This is a genomic window from Phytopseudomonas flavescens (assembly GCF_900100535.1).
Lineage (GTDB): Bacteria > Pseudomonadota > Gammaproteobacteria > Pseudomonadales > Pseudomonadaceae > Aquipseudomonas > Aquipseudomonas flavescens.
Genome location: NZ_FNDG01000017.1, coordinates 112,523 through 127,498 on the forward strand (window position 1 = coordinate 112,523; position 14,976 = coordinate 127,498).

Annotated in this window: 18 protein-coding genes; 17 read left to right on the plus strand and 1 reads right to left on the minus strand. The window is 61.6% G+C overall.

Going from position 1 to position 14,976, the window contains the following annotated elements:
- Positions 1 to 7 precede the first annotated feature (7 nt).
- The 6 genes from queA to BLR94_RS19925 all read left to right on the plus strand — a co-directional run bounded on the left by queA (position 8) and on the right by BLR94_RS19925 (position 6,105).
- On the plus strand, positions 8 to 1,057 hold the full coding sequence (gene queA, locus BLR94_RS19900; protein ID WP_084307689.1) for a tRNA preQ1(34) S-adenosylmethionine ribosyltransferase-isomerase QueA: 1,050 nt from the start codon (positions 8 to 10) through the stop codon (positions 1,055 to 1,057).
- 14 nt (positions 1,058 to 1,071) lie between these two features.
- Positions 1,072 to 2,190: a tRNA guanosine(34) transglycosylase Tgt gene (tgt, locus tag BLR94_RS19905; RefSeq protein WP_175154247.1), complete on the plus strand. Its 1,119-nt coding sequence runs from the start codon at positions 1,072 to 1,074 to the stop codon at positions 2,188 to 2,190.
- A 36-nt stretch (positions 2,191 to 2,226) separates the two neighbouring features.
- Positions 2,227 to 2,562 carry a preprotein translocase subunit YajC gene (gene yajC / locus BLR94_RS19910; RefSeq protein ID WP_084307687.1) on the plus strand — a complete coding sequence of 112 codons (336 nt, stop codon included), beginning with the start codon at positions 2,227 to 2,229 and terminating at the stop codon, positions 2,560 to 2,562.
- 73 nt (positions 2,563 to 2,635) lie between these two features.
- Positions 2,636 to 4,504, plus strand: a complete 1,869-nt coding sequence (secD, locus tag BLR94_RS19915; protein WP_084307686.1) for a protein translocase subunit SecD — start codon at positions 2,636 to 2,638, stop codon at positions 4,502 to 4,504.
- 9 nt (positions 4,505 to 4,513) lie between these two features.
- Positions 4,514 to 5,434 (plus strand): protein translocase subunit SecF, encoded by a 921-nt coding sequence (secF, locus tag BLR94_RS19920; RefSeq protein WP_084307685.1) that lies wholly within the window; start codon positions 4,514 to 4,516, stop codon positions 5,432 to 5,434.
- A gap of 125 nt (positions 5,435 to 5,559) precedes the next feature.
- Complete coding sequence (locus BLR94_RS19925; protein WP_084307684.1) at positions 5,560 to 6,105, plus strand: glycine zipper 2TM domain-containing protein; 546 nt, start codon at positions 5,560 to 5,562, stop codon at positions 6,103 to 6,105.
- A 101-nt stretch (positions 6,106 to 6,206) separates the two neighbouring features.
- Here BLR94_RS19925 and suhB read toward each other — a convergent pair whose 3' ends face one another.
- Positions 6,207 to 7,022, minus strand: coding sequence for a type III secretion system regulator SuhB (gene suhB / locus BLR94_RS19930; RefSeq protein ID WP_084307683.1), 816 nt, complete (start codon positions 7,020 to 7,022; stop codon positions 6,207 to 6,209).
- A gap of 107 nt (positions 7,023 to 7,129) precedes the next feature.
- Here suhB and trmJ point away from each other — a divergent pair, with 107 nt between their 5' ends.
- The 11 genes from trmJ to ndk all read left to right on the plus strand — a co-directional run bounded on the left by trmJ (position 7,130) and on the right by ndk (position 14,965).
- A complete protein-coding gene (trmJ, locus tag BLR94_RS19935) occupies positions 7,130 to 7,945 on the plus strand; it encodes a tRNA (cytosine(32)/uridine(32)-2'-O)-methyltransferase TrmJ (protein ID WP_420492696.1) in 816 nt (271 codons plus the stop codon).
- On the plus strand, positions 7,938 to 8,717 hold the full coding sequence (gene cysE, locus BLR94_RS19940; RefSeq protein ID WP_084307681.1) for a serine O-acetyltransferase: 780 nt from the start codon (positions 7,938 to 7,940) through the stop codon (positions 8,715 to 8,717). The genes trmJ and cysE overlap by 8 nt, the downstream gene beginning before the upstream one ends.
- Before the next feature lie 147 nt (positions 8,718 to 8,864).
- On the plus strand, positions 8,865 to 9,362 hold the full coding sequence (gene iscR / locus BLR94_RS19945; protein ID WP_084307680.1) for a Fe-S cluster assembly transcriptional regulator IscR: 498 nt from the start codon (positions 8,865 to 8,867) through the stop codon (positions 9,360 to 9,362).
- Positions 9,363 to 9,405: 43 nt separating this feature from the next.
- The gene (locus BLR94_RS19950) at positions 9,406 to 10,620 is read left to right on the plus strand and encodes an IscS subfamily cysteine desulfurase (protein WP_084307679.1); all 1,215 of its coding nucleotides are present in this window, start codon (positions 9,406 to 9,408) and stop codon (positions 10,618 to 10,620) included.
- Positions 10,621 to 10,662: 42 nt separating this feature from the next.
- The gene (gene iscU / locus BLR94_RS19955; RefSeq protein WP_002552476.1) at positions 10,663 to 11,049 is read left to right on the plus strand and encodes a Fe-S cluster assembly scaffold IscU; all 387 of its coding nucleotides are present in this window, start codon (positions 10,663 to 10,665) and stop codon (positions 11,047 to 11,049) included.
- A gap of 12 nt (positions 11,050 to 11,061) precedes the next feature.
- Positions 11,062 to 11,385, plus strand: a complete 324-nt coding sequence (iscA, locus tag BLR94_RS19960) for an iron-sulfur cluster assembly protein IscA (protein WP_084307678.1) — start codon at positions 11,062 to 11,064, stop codon at positions 11,383 to 11,385.
- A complete protein-coding gene (hscB, locus tag BLR94_RS19965; RefSeq protein ID WP_084307677.1) occupies positions 11,385 to 11,912 on the plus strand; it encodes a co-chaperone HscB in 528 nt (175 codons plus the stop codon). The genes iscA and hscB overlap by 1 nt, the downstream gene beginning before the upstream one ends.
- A gap of 54 nt (positions 11,913 to 11,966) precedes the next feature.
- Positions 11,967 to 13,832 (plus strand): Fe-S protein assembly chaperone HscA, encoded by a 1,866-nt coding sequence (hscA, locus tag BLR94_RS19970; RefSeq protein WP_084307676.1) that lies wholly within the window; start codon positions 11,967 to 11,969, stop codon positions 13,830 to 13,832.
- 3 nt (positions 13,833 to 13,835) lie between these two features.
- A complete protein-coding gene (gene fdx, locus BLR94_RS19975) occupies positions 13,836 to 14,177 on the plus strand; it encodes an ISC system 2Fe-2S type ferredoxin (protein WP_084307675.1) in 342 nt (113 codons plus the stop codon).
- Positions 14,178 to 14,192: 15 nt separating this feature from the next.
- On the plus strand, positions 14,193 to 14,393 hold the full coding sequence (iscX, locus tag BLR94_RS19980) for a Fe-S cluster assembly protein IscX (RefSeq protein WP_084307674.1): 201 nt from the start codon (positions 14,193 to 14,195) through the stop codon (positions 14,391 to 14,393).
- A 140-nt stretch (positions 14,394 to 14,533) separates the two neighbouring features.
- Entirely contained in the window at positions 14,534 to 14,965 is a 432-nt protein-coding gene (gene ndk / locus BLR94_RS19985; RefSeq protein ID WP_084307673.1) for a nucleoside-diphosphate kinase, read from the plus strand.
- Positions 14,966 to 14,976 lie beyond the last annotated feature (11 nt).

Below are 14,976 nucleotides of genomic sequence, written 5' to 3' on the forward strand. Positions count from 1 at the left end.
TTCCACCATGCGCGTTACGGACTTTCATTTTGATCTGCCCGATGAGCAGATTGCCCGCCACCCTCTCGCCGAACGTCGTGCCAGCCGTCTGCTGATCCTCGATGGCGCCAGTGGCGCGCTCGCTCATCGGCATTTCGCCGACCTGCTCGAGTACCTGCGTCCAGGTGACCTGATGGTGTTCAACAACACCCGTGTGATTCCGGCGCGGCTGTTCGGTCAGAAGGCGTCGGGTGGCAAGCTGGAAGTGCTGATCGAGCGCGTGCTCGACGAGCATCGGGTGCTGGCCCATGTACGTGCCAGCAAGTCGCCCAAGCCAGGCACGACGATTCTCATCGAGGGTGGCGCCCAGGCGCAGATGCTGGCGCGCCACGATGCGCTGTTCGAGCTGCGTTTCGACGAGGCGGTGCTGCCGCTGCTGGAGCGCGTCGGGCACATGCCGCTGCCTCCTTATATAGACCGAGCCGACGAAGCCTCTGATCGCGAGCGTTATCAGACCGTCTATGCCCGGCACGCCGGGGCGGTGGCCGCTCCCACGGCGGGCCTGCATTTCGACCGCGAGCTGCTGGCCGCCATTGCCGAGAAGGGAGTCGAATCGGCGTTCGTCACCCTGCATGTCGGGGCGGGTACCTTCCAGCCGGTGCGCGTCGAGCGTATCGAGGATCACGTGATGCACAGCGAGTGGCTGCAGGTGGAGGCGACGGTGGTCGATGCCGTGGCTGCTTGCCGAGCGCGTGGTGGGCGAGTGGTCGCGGTGGGTACCACCAGCGTCCGTGCACTGGAAAGCGCGGCGCGTGATGGTGAGTTGCGGCCCTTCAGTGGCGACACCGACATTTTCATCTATCCCGGTCGGCCGTTGCATGTGGTCGATGCCCTGGTGACCAATTTCCATTTGCCCGAATCGACCCTGCTGATGTTGGTGTCGGCGTTCGCCGGTTATGCGGAAACCATGGCGGCCTACGCTCAGGCGGTGGCCGATGGGTATCGCTTCTTCAGTTATGGCGACGCCATGTTCATCACCCGTAATCCCGCACCGCGCGGGCCCGAGGAACACCTATGACGCGCAGTTGCCGCATGTCCTTCGAGCTGCTGGCCACCGACGGCAAGGCCCGCCGTGGGCGCCTGACTTTCCCCCGTGGTGTGGTCGAGACCCCGGCCTTCATGCCAGTCGGCACCTACGGCACGGTCAAGGGCATGTTGCCGCGCGACATCGAAGCCATCGGTGCGCAGATCATCCTCGGCAATACCTTTCACCTGTGGTTGCGCCCTGGCACCGAAGTCATCAAGCGCCATGGCGATCTACATGACTTCATGCAGTGGCAGGGGCCGATCCTCACCGATTCCGGCGGTTTCCAGGTGTTCAGCCTGGGGGCGATGCGCAAGATCAAGGAGGAGGGCGTGACCTTCGCCTCGCCGGTCGATGGCGCCAAGGTGTTCATGGGCCCCGAAGAGTCGATGCAGGTACAGCGCGATCTGGGTTCGGACATCGTGATGATTTTCGACGAGTGCACGCCGTATCCCGCCGAGTTCGATGTGGCCAAGACCTCCATGGAGCTGTCGCTGCGCTGGGCCAAGCGCTCCAAGGTCGCCCATGGCGACAGCACCGCGGCGCTGTTCGGCATCGTTCAGGGTGGCATGCACGAGTCGCTGCGCATGCGTTCGCTGGAAGGCTTGAGTGAGCTGGATTTCGACGGCCTGGCCATCGGCGGATTGTCGGTCGGCGAACCGAAGGAAGAGATGATCAAGGTGCTGGATTATCTGCCAGTGCAGATGCCCAGCGACAAGCCGCGTTACCTGATGGGTGTCGGCAAGCCGGAAGATCTGGTCGAAGGCGTGCGCCGTGGTGTGGACATGTTCGACTGCGTAATGCCAACTCGCAATGCGCGCAACGGCCACCTGTTCATCGACACCGGCGTGCTGAAAATCCGCAATGCGTTTCATCGTCACGATGACTCGCCGCTGGATCCGACCTGCGACTGTTACACCTGCAAACACTTCTCGCGCGCCTATCTGCACCATTTGGATAAGTGCGGCGAAATGCTCGGCAGCATGTTGAATACAATCCACAACTTGCGTCATTACCAGCGTCTTATGGCTGGTTTGCGCGAGGCAATTCAACAGGGTACATTGGCCGCCTTTGTCGATGCCTTCTATGCCCGGCGCGGTCTGCCAACGCCGCCGCTGGATTGCTGATTCGATGGCTAAAAGATCTTTCAACAGGAGTATCAAATGAGTTTTTTTATCCCCGCTGCCTACGCTGATGCCGCCGGCGCAGCTGCCGGCCCGGCTGGTGCCGGTTTCGAGTGGATCTTCCTGGTCGGCTTCCTGGTCATCTTCTACCTGATGATCTGGCGCCCTCAGGCCAAGCGTGCCAAAGAGCACAAGAACCTGCTCGGCAACCTGCAGAAAGGTGACGAAGTGGTGACCTCGGGTGGCATCGCCGGCAAGGTCTCCAAGGTCAGCGACGATTTCGTGGTAATCGAAGTGTCCGATACCGTCGAACTGAAGATCCAGAAAGCAGCCATTGCGGCGACCCTGCCCAAGGGCACGCTGAAAGCCATCTAAGTCCTCTGATCCAGTTTTATCCATCCCGCGGGGCGCAGATTGCGCCCCGCGTCATAAGCGGGCGGCGTCATTCATGCTCAACAAATACCCTCTGTGGAAATACCTGCTGATCGCAGCCGTACTCGGCATCAGCCTGATTTATTCCGCACCCAATCTCTACCCCGATGATCCGGCCATCCAGGTCAGCGGGGCCAGCTCGGCGCAGACCATCGCGCAAGCCGATCTCGATCGTGTCAGCCAGGCGCTGAACGATGCAGGTATCGAGGTCAAGGCATCGAGCGTTGGCGAGCAAGGCCGTAACGGCCTGCTGCGTCTGACCAAGCAGGGCGACCAGCTGCCAGCCAAGGACATCGTGCGCAAGGCGCTCGGCGACAACTATGTGGTCGCCCTCAACCTGGCCCAGACCACTCCCGACTGGCTGCGTAGCCTTGGGGCGAGCCCGATGAAGCTCGGTCTCGATCTGTCCGGTGGCGTGCACTTCCTGCTCGAAGTCGACATGGACAAGGCCCTGGACGTGCGTCGCCAGGTCTATGAGGGTGAGCTCAAGAGCCTGCTGCGCAAGGAACGTGTGCGTTATCGCAGCATGCCGCAGCAGGGCGGCGCCATCCAGTTGGGCTTCGCTGACAGCGAGACCCTGGAAAAGGCTGAGCAGTTGATCCGCAAGGACTTCAACGACTTCGAATTGAATGCCCAGGAGCGTGGTGGCCAGCAAGTGCTGCGCGTGACCATGACGGCAGCCAAGATCGCCGAAATTCGCGAATACTCGATCCGCCAGAACCTGACCACCGTGCGTAACCGGGTCAACGAACTGGGCGTCGCCGAGCCACTGGTCCAGCGTCAGGGTGCCAACCGCATCGTGGTGGAGCTGCCAGGCGTGCAGGACACCGCCGAAGCCAAACGTATTCTCGGCAAGACCGCCAACCTCGAGTTTCGCCTGGCGGCCGACCCGAATGCGCCGCGTGGCACTACCGAGCAGTTCGGCTTCCGCGAGGAAGGCCGTCCGCCGGTGCAACTTGAGCGTGAGTTGATCATCACCGGTGACCAGGTGACCGATGCCCAGGCCAGTTTCGACGAGAATGGCCGCCCGCAGGTGAACATCCGCCTCGATGGTCATGGCGGCGACCTGATGAACCGCGCTACCCGCAGCAACGTCGGGCGCAGCATGGCGGTGATCTTCATCGAGCAGCGGCCGCTGACCCGCTATGTGAAGCAGGTGGTCGATGGCGTCGAGCGGGAAGTGCAGGTCGATTCATTCAAGGAAGAGAAACAGATCATCAGTCTGGCGACCATCCAGTCGCCGCTCGGTAGCCAGTTCCGTATCACCGGCCTGAACGGCCAGGGCGAATCGTCCGAGCTGGCGCTGCTGCTGCGCGCCGGCGGCCTGGCGGCGCCGATGTACTTTGCGGAAGAACGCACCATCGGCCCGAGCCTGGGTGCCGAGAACATCGTCAAGGGTATCGAATCCACCGAGTGGGCGATGATCTTCGTGTCGCTGTTCATGATCGCCATCTACCGCTTCTTCGGTGTTCTGGCGACCGTGGCGCTGGCCTTCAACCTGGTGCTGCTGGTGGGGCTGATGTCGGTGATCGGTGCGACCCTGACCCTGCCGGGTATCGCCGGTATCGTGCTGACCCTGGGCATGGCGGTCGACGCCAACGTGTTGATCTACTCACGGATACGTGAGGAACTGAACAACGGTCTATCGGTGCAGCGGGCGATCCATGAGGGTTTCGACCGTGCCTACTCGGCGATTCTCGACAGTAACCTGACCACGCTGCTGGTCGGTGCCATCCTGTTCGCGCTGGGTACCGGGCCGATCAAGGGCTTCGCCGTGACGCTGTCGATCGGCATCATCACGTCGATGTTCACCGCGATCATGTTCACCCGAGGGATGGTCAACCTGATCTTCGGTGGCCGTAACTTCAAGAAACTGTGGATCTGAGGTGAGGCTATGAAACTTCCATCCCGTATTCCGTTCATGGCGATACGCAACATCGCGTTCGCCATCACCGTGGTCATCAGCCTCATCGGTCTTGGTAGCCTGTTCAAGCATGGCCTCAACTTCGGCCTCGATTTCACTGGGGGGACGCTGATCGAGCTGAGTTACGAACAGCCGGCCGACCTGGAGGTGATCAAGCGCGAGTTGGGGCAGGCGGGTTACCCGGATGCCGTGGTGCAGAGCTTCGGCTCCACCACCGATGTGCTGGTGCGTCTGGCGGGTGATTCTGCCGAACTCGGCAATCAGGTCGCCGCCGCACTGCGCAAGATCGACGTCGACAGCTCGTTCGAGGTCAAGCGCGTCGAGTTCGTCGGCCCCCAGGTGGGTGAGGAGCTGCGTGACCAGGGCGGCCTGGCCATGCTTCTGGCGCTCGGTGGCATCCTGCTCTATCTGGCTTTTCGCTTTCAGTGGAAATTCGGTGTGGGGGCGGTGGCGTCGCTGGCTCATGACGTGATCGTCACCCTGGGTATCCTGGCGTTCTTCCAGGTGCCCTTCGATCTGACGGTGATGGCGGCCGTGCTGGCAATGCTGGGGTACTCGCTGAACGACACCATCATCATCTACGACCGTATCCGCGAGAACTTCCGGGTGCTGCGCAAGGCCGACATCATCGAGAACATCGACGTCTCGGTTACCCAGACCCTGCTGCGTACCATCGCCACGTCGACGTCGACTGCCATGGCGCTGGTCGCACTGCTGGTGTTCGGTGGTGACAGCCTTGCAGGCTTCGCGCTGACGCTGCTGATCGGTGTGTTCGTGGGTACCTACTCGTCGATCTACATCAGTGCTCCGGTGCTGATCTGGCTGAAGCTGTCCTCCGAGGACCTGATTCCTCCGGTGGCCGCAGCAGAGGGCGTCGATGAGCGTCCTTGAGATGTGATTCATTGCTCTGTTCGCAGTGGATAAAGGCGGGCTACAAGGGAACTTGTCGCCCGTTTTGCCTTTCCAAGGCAGGGAGTAAAGCGCAATGGCGCTGCAGTTGTGATCAGGAGGTTCGCATGAACAAGTCGTTGTTGGTTGGAGCTGTGTTAGGTGCTGTTGGTGTCACTGCGGGTGGTGCTGTCGCGACCTACAGTTTGGTCGGCGGCGGGCCTCAGTATGCGGAGGTTCTGGCGGTAAAGCCGGTGACTGAAATCATCAAGACGCCGCGTGAAGAGTGCAAGGACGTGGCGGTCACTCGCCAGCGGCCGGTTCAGGATCAGCATCAGATCGCCGGCACTGCCATCGGTGCCGTGGTCGGTGGTCTGCTCGGCAATCAGGTCGGTGGTGGTAACGGCAAGAAGATCGCCACCGTGGCGGGTGCGGTTGGTGGTGGTTATGCGGGCAACAAGGTGCAGGAGGGTATGCAGAATCGCGATACCTATACCACCACCGAGACGCGCTGCAAGACCGTTACCGACTCCAGCGAGAAGGTCGTTGGCTATGACGTGAAATACGATCTGGATGGCAAGATCGGCAAGGTGCGCATGGATGAAGAGCCCGGTAGCAAGATCCCGGTGCGCGACGGCAAACTGGTACTGGCCGATTCCGAAGCGGACGAGTAATTCGCTCGGCTAGATACACAAAAGGCGCTCCCGGGAGCGCCTTTTTCATAGGCAATAGAAAACCGGCGCCAGGCCGGTTTTCCATAGGTGCAGCTATCAGCTTAGCGCTTGAGCGATGCCGAGAGATGTGGCTGGATCGCGGTCAGTACGGCCTTGAAGCACTTGGTGTTGCCGGCGACGATCTGGCCTTTCTCGAGGAATTCATGGCCACCGCTGAAGTCGCTGACCAGGCCGCCTGCTTCCTGGATCAGCAGGGCGCCGGCTGCCATGTCCCATTCGGACAGGCCGAATTCCCAGAAGGCGTCGAAGCGGCCGGCGGCCACGTAGGCCAGGTCCAGGCTGGCGGCGCCGGCGCGGCGTACGCCTGCGGTCTGGCCGACCAGGCTGCGGAACATGCCCAGGTAGTTTTCCAGGTTGTCCAGCTGGCTGTCGCGGAACGGGAAGCCAGTCCCCAGCAGGGCGCCTTCCAGGCTCTTGCGGTTGCTGACGCGCAGGCGACGGCCATTCAGGGCGGCGCCACGGCCACGGCTGGCGGTGAATTCTTCCTGGCGTACCGGGTCGATGATCACGGCGTGCTCCAGGCGGCCGCGGTATTTGCAGGCCAGGCTCACGGCGAAATGGGGCACACCGCGGATGAAGTTGGTGGTGCCATCAAGTGGGTCGATGATCCACTGATAGTCGGCGCCCTCGCCGCTGCCTTCGAGCAGGCCGCCTTCTTCGCCCAGGAAGCTGTGGGTCGGGTACGCCTTGCGCAGTGCCTGCACGATCAACAGCTCTGCGGAGCGGTCGATCTCGGTGACGTAGTCCTTGGCGTCCTTTTCATCTACGGAGATGACGTCCAGGCGTTCGATTGAGCGGAAGATCATTTCACCGGCGCTACGGGCTGCGCGCAGCGCGATATTCAGCATGGGCTGCATGGAAGTTCACCTGGGGTCGTAATAAAGCCGGCCATTCTAGCAGAAAAGCCTGTCGCTTGAAGTGCCGTCCGTGTCTCGCATGGCATAAAGCGGGGGGCTTCTGTAAGATTTGTCGCCTTGTTTATCCGACGCGGGCGTCTCCCTTGCTGCAGAACATTCGAGTGGTACTGGTCAATACCAGCCATCCCGGCAATATCGGCGGGGCGGCTCGCGCCATGAAGAATATGGGGGTGTCGCGGCTGGTGCTGGTCGAGCCGCGTCAGTTTCCGAGCGAGGAGGCGGTGGCTCGTGCTTCCGGCGCTACCGATATCCTCGAGGCGGCGCGGGTGGTTTCGTGCCTCGAGGAGGCGTTGGTCGGCTGCAGCCTGGTGTTCGGTACCAGTGCCCGCGAGCGGCGCATTCCCTGGCCGCTGATCGGCCCGCGGGACTGTGGTGTGAAAGCTGTTGAGAAAGCTGCGGGCGGCGGTGAGGTGGCGCTGGTATTCGGTCGCGAGCATGCTGGCCTCACCAATGAAGAGCTGCAGCGTTGCCACTTCCATGTGCACATTCCGTCCGATCCGGCATTCAGCTCGCTGAATCTGGCGGCTGCAGTGCAGGTGCTGACCTACGAGGCGCGCATGGCCGCCCTGGCGCTGGAGAATGCGCCCCTTGTGGCGCCTCGTCAGGAGGTTGCTGCCGATGAGGGCGAGCAGCCGGTGACCGCTGACGAGATGGAGTCCTTCTATGGGCACCTCGAGGAATCGCTGGTGGAAATCGGTTTTCTGGACCCGGTCAGTCCGCGCCATCTGATGAGTCGCCTGCGTCGTCTGTACGGCCGCAGTGGCGTGACCAGGTTGGAAATGAACATCTTGCGCGGCGTGTTGACGGAAACGCTCAAGGCGGCGCGCGGCGAGCACCATAAGCGGGGAAAGGCCGATGTTTGAGCGCATGCGGGAAGATATCCAGGGTGTTTTTCATCGTGATCCGGCGGCGCGCAATGCGTTCGAAGTGATCACCTGTTACCCCGGGTTGCATGCGGTTTGGCTGCATCGGGTTGCTCATGGGTTGTGGGTATCCGGCTGGAAGTGGCTGGCGCGCAGCGTGTCGAACTTCAGTCGCTGGCTGACCGGCATCGAGATTCATCCGGGTGCGGTGATCGGTCGGCGTTTCTTCATCGATCACGGCATGGGTATCGTCATCGGTGAAACCGCCGAGATCGGGGACGACGTGACGCTCTATCAAGGTGTGACCCTGGGTGGTACCAGTTGGAACAAAGGCAAGCGTCACCCGACACTCGAAGATGGCGTGGTGGTGGGGGCTGGCGCCAAGGTGCTCGGCCCGTTCACGGTCGGTGCCGGCGCCAAGATCGGTTCCAATGCGGTGGTCACCAAGGCGGTGCCGGCTGGTGCGACGGCGGTGGGGATTCCGGCCAAGATCATCGTCAAGGGCGATGATGGGCTCGAGGCTCAGCGCCAGGCCATCGCCGACAAGCTGGGTTTCGATGCCTACGGCGTCAGTCAGGACATGCCCGATCCAGTGGCGCGGGCGATCGCGCAACTGCTCGATCACCTGCATGCGGTCGACAATCGCCTGGAGGACATGTGCGAGGCGCTCGGTGCGCTGGGCAGCGATTATCGTGCCAAGAAGTTGCCCGAGCTTCGCGCCGAAGACTTCGATGGTGTCTGCAAGGGGCAGGGCGACAAGCCGGCTGCCTGATGCGTGGCCAGCGTGGCTTTGCTATGATTCGCCGCCGTAATGGGCATGCAAGGCGCTAAATCCGAGTGTTTTACTAGGTCTTATAGTTGACTTAAATACTCGGGAATAGGATAATCGCACCACATTGTGATTCCTTGGTAACCCTTCATGCGACTGACTACCAAAGGCCGATACGCCGTGACTGCCATGCTCGATCTGGCGCTGCATGCCCAGAACGGGCCGGTGTCTCTCGCCGATATCTCCGAGCGCCAGGGTATTTCCCTCTCTTACCTCGAGCAGCTGTTTGCCAAGCTTCGTCGTGGGAGCCTGGTGTCCAGCGTGCGTGGCCCGGGCGGTGGCTATCAGTTGTCGCGCAACATGCAGGGTATCCAGGTCGCCGAAGTGATCGACGCGGTCAACGAATCCGTCGACGCCACCCGTTGCCAGGGGCAGGGTGGTTGTCATTCCGGCGACATTTGCCTGACCCACCACCTGTGGTGTGATCTGAGCCAGCAGATCCACGAATTCCTCAGCGGCATCAGTCTGGCCGATCTGGTCACTCGCCGCGAGGTGCAGGAAGTCGCCCAGCGCCAGGATCAGCGTCGCTGCAACAGCAATGGCAGGGCGCACCATCTGGATAAGATTGAAGCGTCCACCGTCGATTGAGCACGCAAGGCGCCGGCCTGATACCTGATTAGGAGATACCGAAATGAAATTGCCGATCTACATGGACTACTCTGCGACAACGCCGGTCGACCCTCGCGTTGCGCAAAAAATGATCGAATGCCTGACCAACGAAGGCAACTTCGGCAACCCGGCTTCGCGCTCCCACGTATTCGGCTGGAAAGCCGAAGAAGCGGTAGAGAACGCCCGCCGTCAGGTTGCTGAACTGGTCAACGCCGACCCTCGCGAGATCGTCTGGACCTCCGGTGCCACCGAGTCCGACAACCTTGCGATCAAGGGCGTAGCCAGCTTCTACGCAAGCAAGGGCAAGCACCTGATCACCTCGAAGATCGAGCACAAAGCGGTGCTCGACACCATGCGTCAGCTCGAGCGTGAAGGCTTCGAAGTCACCTACATCGAGCCCGGCGAAGATGGCCTGATCACTCCGGCCATGGTCGAGGCAGCGTTGCGCGAAGACACCATTCTGGTGTCGATCATGCACGTCAACAACGAAATCGGTACCGTCAACGACATCGCCGCGATTGGCGAGCTGCTGCGCGCTCGTGGTGTGTTCTTCCACGTCGATGCCGCCCAGTCGACCGGCAAGGTGGAAATCGACCTGCAAAAGCTCAAGGTCGACCTGATGGCCTTCTCGGCGCACAAGACCTACGGCCCGAAAGGGGTCGGCGCGCTTTACGTACGCCGCAAGCCGCGTATCCGTCTGGAAGCTCAGACCCACGGTGGTGGGCATGAGCGCGGCATGCGTTCCGGCACCCTGGCGACCCATCAGTGCGTCGGCATGGGCGAAGCCTTCCGTATCGCCAAGGAAGAAATGGCTGCAGAGAACGCCAAGGTACTGGCCCTGCGTGAGCGCTTCTTCAAGCACGTCGACGGTCTGGAAGAGCTGTACATCAACGGCAGCATGACGGCCCGTGTCCCGCACAACCTGAACCTCAGCTTCAACTATGTGGAAGGCGAGTCGCTGATCATGGCGCTCAAGGATTTGGCGGTATCGTCCGGTTCGGCCTGTACCTCGGCCTCTCTGGAGCCTTCCTATGTGCTGCGCGCCCTGGGTCGCAACGACGAGTTGGCACACAGCTCCATTCGCTTCACCTTCGGTCGCTTTACCACCGAAGAAGAAGTCGACTACGCCGCGGAGAAAGTACGCGAGGCAGTCACCAAGCTGCGCGAACTGTCGCCGCTCTGGGATATGTTCAAAGAGGGTGTCGACATTTCCAAGGTGGAATGGGCAGCACACTGAAAGCTGCCGGTGAGCGGCGCCTGATGAAAGAGGATTGATAACATGGCTTACAGCGAAAAGGTCATCGACCACTACGAGAACCCGCGCAACGTCGGCAAGATGAACGCGGAAGATCCTGACGTCGGCACCGGCATGGTCGGCGCGCCGGCCTGCGGCGACGTGATGCGTCTGCAGATCAAGGTCAACGAGCAGGGTGTCATCGAAGACGCCAAGTTCAAGACCTACGGTTGTGGTTCCGCCATCGCCTCCAGTTCCCTCGCTACCGAGTGGATGAAGGGCAAGACGCTGGACGAGGCAGAGACCATCAAGAATACCCAGCTTGCCGAAGAGTTGGCTCTGCCACCGGTGAAAATCCACTGTTCGGTACTCGCCGAGGACGCCATCAAGGCGGCCGTGCGCGACTACAAGCAGAAGAAAGGTTTGCTCTAAGGAGGTTCGTCGATGGCCATCAGCATGACTCCAGCGGCTGCCCAGCATATCCGTCGTTCGCTCGACGGTCGTGGCAAGGGTGAGGGTATTCGCCTCGGTGTACGCACCACGGGCTGTTCCGGCCTGGCCTACGTGTTGGAGTTCGTCGACGAAACCGCCGGCGAAGATCAGGTGTTCGAGAGCCACGGTGTCAAGGTGATCATCGATCCCAAGAGCCTGGTTTACCTCGATGGCACCGAACTGGATTTCGTCAGGGAGGGGTTGAACGAAGGCTTCAAGTTCAACAACCCGAACGTCCGTGGTGAGTGTGGCTGCGGCGAAAGCTTCAATATCTGATGAACAGTTCCGGTCCTTGCCATTTCGCCCTGTTCGAACTGCAGCCGAGCTTTCGCCTTGATCTCGATCAGTTGGCGGCTCGCTATCGCGAGCTGGCGCGCAGCGTACACCCCGACCGCTTCGCCGATGCTTCCGAGCGAGAACGGCGCCTGGCGCTGGAGCGTTCGGCGAGCCTCAACGAGGCTTACCGCACGCTCAGGAGCGACTCGCAGCGAGCCCGTTATCTGCTGGCGATGCGTGGTCCCGAGCTGCCGCTGGAAGTCACCGTGCAGGATCCCGACTTCCTGATGCAGCAGATGCAGTGGCGTGAGGAACTGGAAGAGCTGCAGGACGAAGCCGATCTGGCCGGCGTCGCCGCTTTCAAGGGCCGCCTGAAGACCGCACAGCAGCAGCTCAACGAACGTTTCGCCGAAGCCTGGGAGGAGGATGCGCGCCGAGAAGAGGCCGAACGCCTGATGCGCCGCATGCAGTTCCTCGACAAGCTTTCCCACGAGGTGCGCCAGTTGGAAGAGCGCCTCGACGATTAATGCGCGTACGGCTGCCGTGGCCGTGCCTGATACCCAGATAAGCATCGACTACCTATGGCTTTATTGCAGATTGCTGAGCCCGGACAAAGCCCGCAACCACACCAGCGTCGTCTGGCTGTCGGGATCGACCTGGGTACTACCAATTCCCTGGTCGCTGCCGTGCGCAGCGGCGTCAGCGAGCCGCTGCCGGACAGTGAAGGGCGCCTGATTCTGCCCTCGGCCGTGCGTTATCACGCCGATCGCGTCGAAGTCGGTGAGACGGCCCGTCGTGATGCCGCCAGCGACCCCTTCAACAGTATCCTGTCGGTCAAGCGCCTGATGGGGCGCGGTCTTGCCGATGTGAAGCAATTGGGCGAGCAGTTGCCTTATCGCTTCGTCGCCGGTGAGTCGCACATGCCGTTCATCGACACCGTGCAGGGGCTGAAAAGCCCTGTGGAAGTGTCCGCCGACATCCTCAGGGTGTTGCGCCAGCGTGCCGAGTCGACCTTGGGGGGCGAGCTGGTAGGCGCGGTGATCACCGTGCCGGCCTATTTCGACGATTCCCAGCGTCAGGCCACCAAGGACGCTGCGCGTCTGGCCGGTCTGAGCGTGCTGCGTCTGCTCAACGAGCCCACTGCCGCCGCGGTCGCCTACGGCCTCGACCAGAATGCCGAGGGCATGGTGGCGATCTACGACCTGGGAGGCGGTACTTTCGACATCTCCATCCTGCGCCTGACCGGCGGTGTGTTCGAGGTGCTGGCGACCGGTGGTGACAGTGCGCTGGGAGGCGACGATTTCGACCACGCTATCGCTGGCTGGATCGTCGAGCAGGCCGGTCTCTCCGCCGATATCGAGCCCGGAGCCCAGCGCAGCCTGCTGCAGGCCGCCTGCGCCGCCAAGGAAGCGCTGACCGATGCCGACAGTGTCGAAGTCGTGCACGGTCAGTGGCGCGGCGTACTGTCACGTACCGGTTTCCAGGCGCTGATCGAGCCCATGGTGGCGCGCAGCCTGAAGGCTTGTCGCCGTGCGGTGCGCGATGCCGGTATCGAAGTCGAAGACGTCGGCGCGGTGGTCATGGTCGGTGGCTCGACCCGGGTACCGTGCGTGCGCGAGGCAGTCGGCGGGCTGTTCGGTCGTCAGCCGCTGACCAATATCGACCCGGATCAGGTGGTCGCCATCGGCGCGGCGATCCAGGCCGACGCCCTGGCTGGCAACCGTCGTGCAGACGGCGAAGAATTGCTCCTGCTGGATGTCATCCCGTTGTCCCTGGGGCTGGAAACCATGGGCGGGTTGATGGAAAAAGTGATTCCGCGCAACACCACGATTCCAGTGGCTCGTGCTCAGGAATTCACGACCTACAAAGATGGCCAGAGCGCCATGATGATCCATGTGTTGCAGGGCGAGCGTGAGCTGATCAGTGATTGCAGATCTCTGGCGCGCTTCGAGCTGCGTGGTATCCCGCCCATGGTGGCTGGCGCTGCGAAGATCCGCGTGACCTTCCAGGTGGACGCCGATGGCCTGCTCAGCGTAAGTGCCCGCGAGCTGGCGTCGGGCGTCGAAGCCAGTATCCAGGTCAAGCCGTCCTACGGCCTTACCGATGGTGAGGTGGCGCGCATGCTCCAGGACTCCTTCCAGCATGCTGGTGGTGACAAGGCCGCCCGCGTATTGCGCGAGCAGCAGGTCGATGCACAGCGCCTGCTCGAGGCGGTCGAGGCCGCCCTGCAGGTCGACGGTGAGCGTCTGCTGGATGCCGAGGAGCGCATGGTGATCGACCTGCAGGTGCAGGAACTGCGTGATTTGTTGACGGGCAGCGATGGCCTGGCCATCGAGCAGCAGACCAAGCGTCTGTCGCAAGTGACCGATGCCTTTGCAGCCCGCCGCATGGATTTGACGGTAAAAGCCGCGCTGGCCGGGCGCAGCCTGAATGAGATCGAGGAATAACCGATGCCCGTGGTAACTTTTCTGCCCCACGAGAAATTCTGTCCGCAAGGGCTGGTGGTGGAGGCGCAGCCGGGCACTTCCATTCTGGAACTGGCCCATGAGCACCATATCGAGATGGAAAGCGCCTGTGGTGGCGTGTGCGCCTGTACCACTTGCCACTGTGTGGTGCGCAAGGGTTTCGATTCGCTCAACGAAGCCGACGAGCTCGAAGAGGACTACCTCGACAAGGCCTGGGGGCTGGAGGCTCAGTCGCGCCTCGCCTGTCAGGCGATCGTTGGTGAGGAAGACATTACCGTCGAAATTCCCAAATACTCGCTCAACCATGCGGCCGAAGCGCCGCACTGATCAGGAAGCCCACGCATGAGCCTGAAATGGGTTGATGTGCTCGAAATCGCCATCCAGCTCGCCGATAGCCAGCCGGATGTCGACCCTCGTTACGTGAATTTCGTCCAGCTGCATCGCTGGGTGGTAGCGCTGCCGGAGTTTTCCGACGACCCCCAGCGGGGCGGCGAAAAGGTGCTCGAGGCCATTCAGGCCGCCTGGATCGAAGAAGCGCAATGACTCGCCAGGACGGCTCCGGCCGATCCTGGCGCAAAGGGTGGTGTACCGGCACAGGCTCCGCTCTTATGCTTTTGACTGGAACCCGCGTATAATTCGCGGGTTTAATTTTTGGCTTTAATCCACTGTTTCTGGAGTTTCAAATGGCTGTTCAACGTACGTTCTCCATCATCAAGCCCGATGCCGTTGCGAAAAACGTCATTGGCAAGATCACCACTCGCTTCGAAGACGCTGGTCTGCGCATCGTCGCTTCCAAGCAACTGCAACTGTCCGAGCGCGAAGCTGCCGGCTTCTACGCCGAGCACAGTGAGCGCGGCTTCTTCAAGGACCTGGTTGCATTCATGACGTCCGGCCCGGTGATCGTGCAGGTTCTGGAAGGCGAAAACGCCATCGCCAAGAACCGTGAGCTGATGGGCGCTACCAACCCGAAAGAAGCTGCTGCCGGCACCATCCGTGCCGACTTCGCCGTTTCCATCGACGAGAACGCCGTTCACGGTTCCGACTCGGAAGCTTCCGCTGCTCGCGAAATCGCCTACTTCTTCTCCGCTACCGAGGTAAACGCTCGCATTCGCTAAGGCGAAGCGTG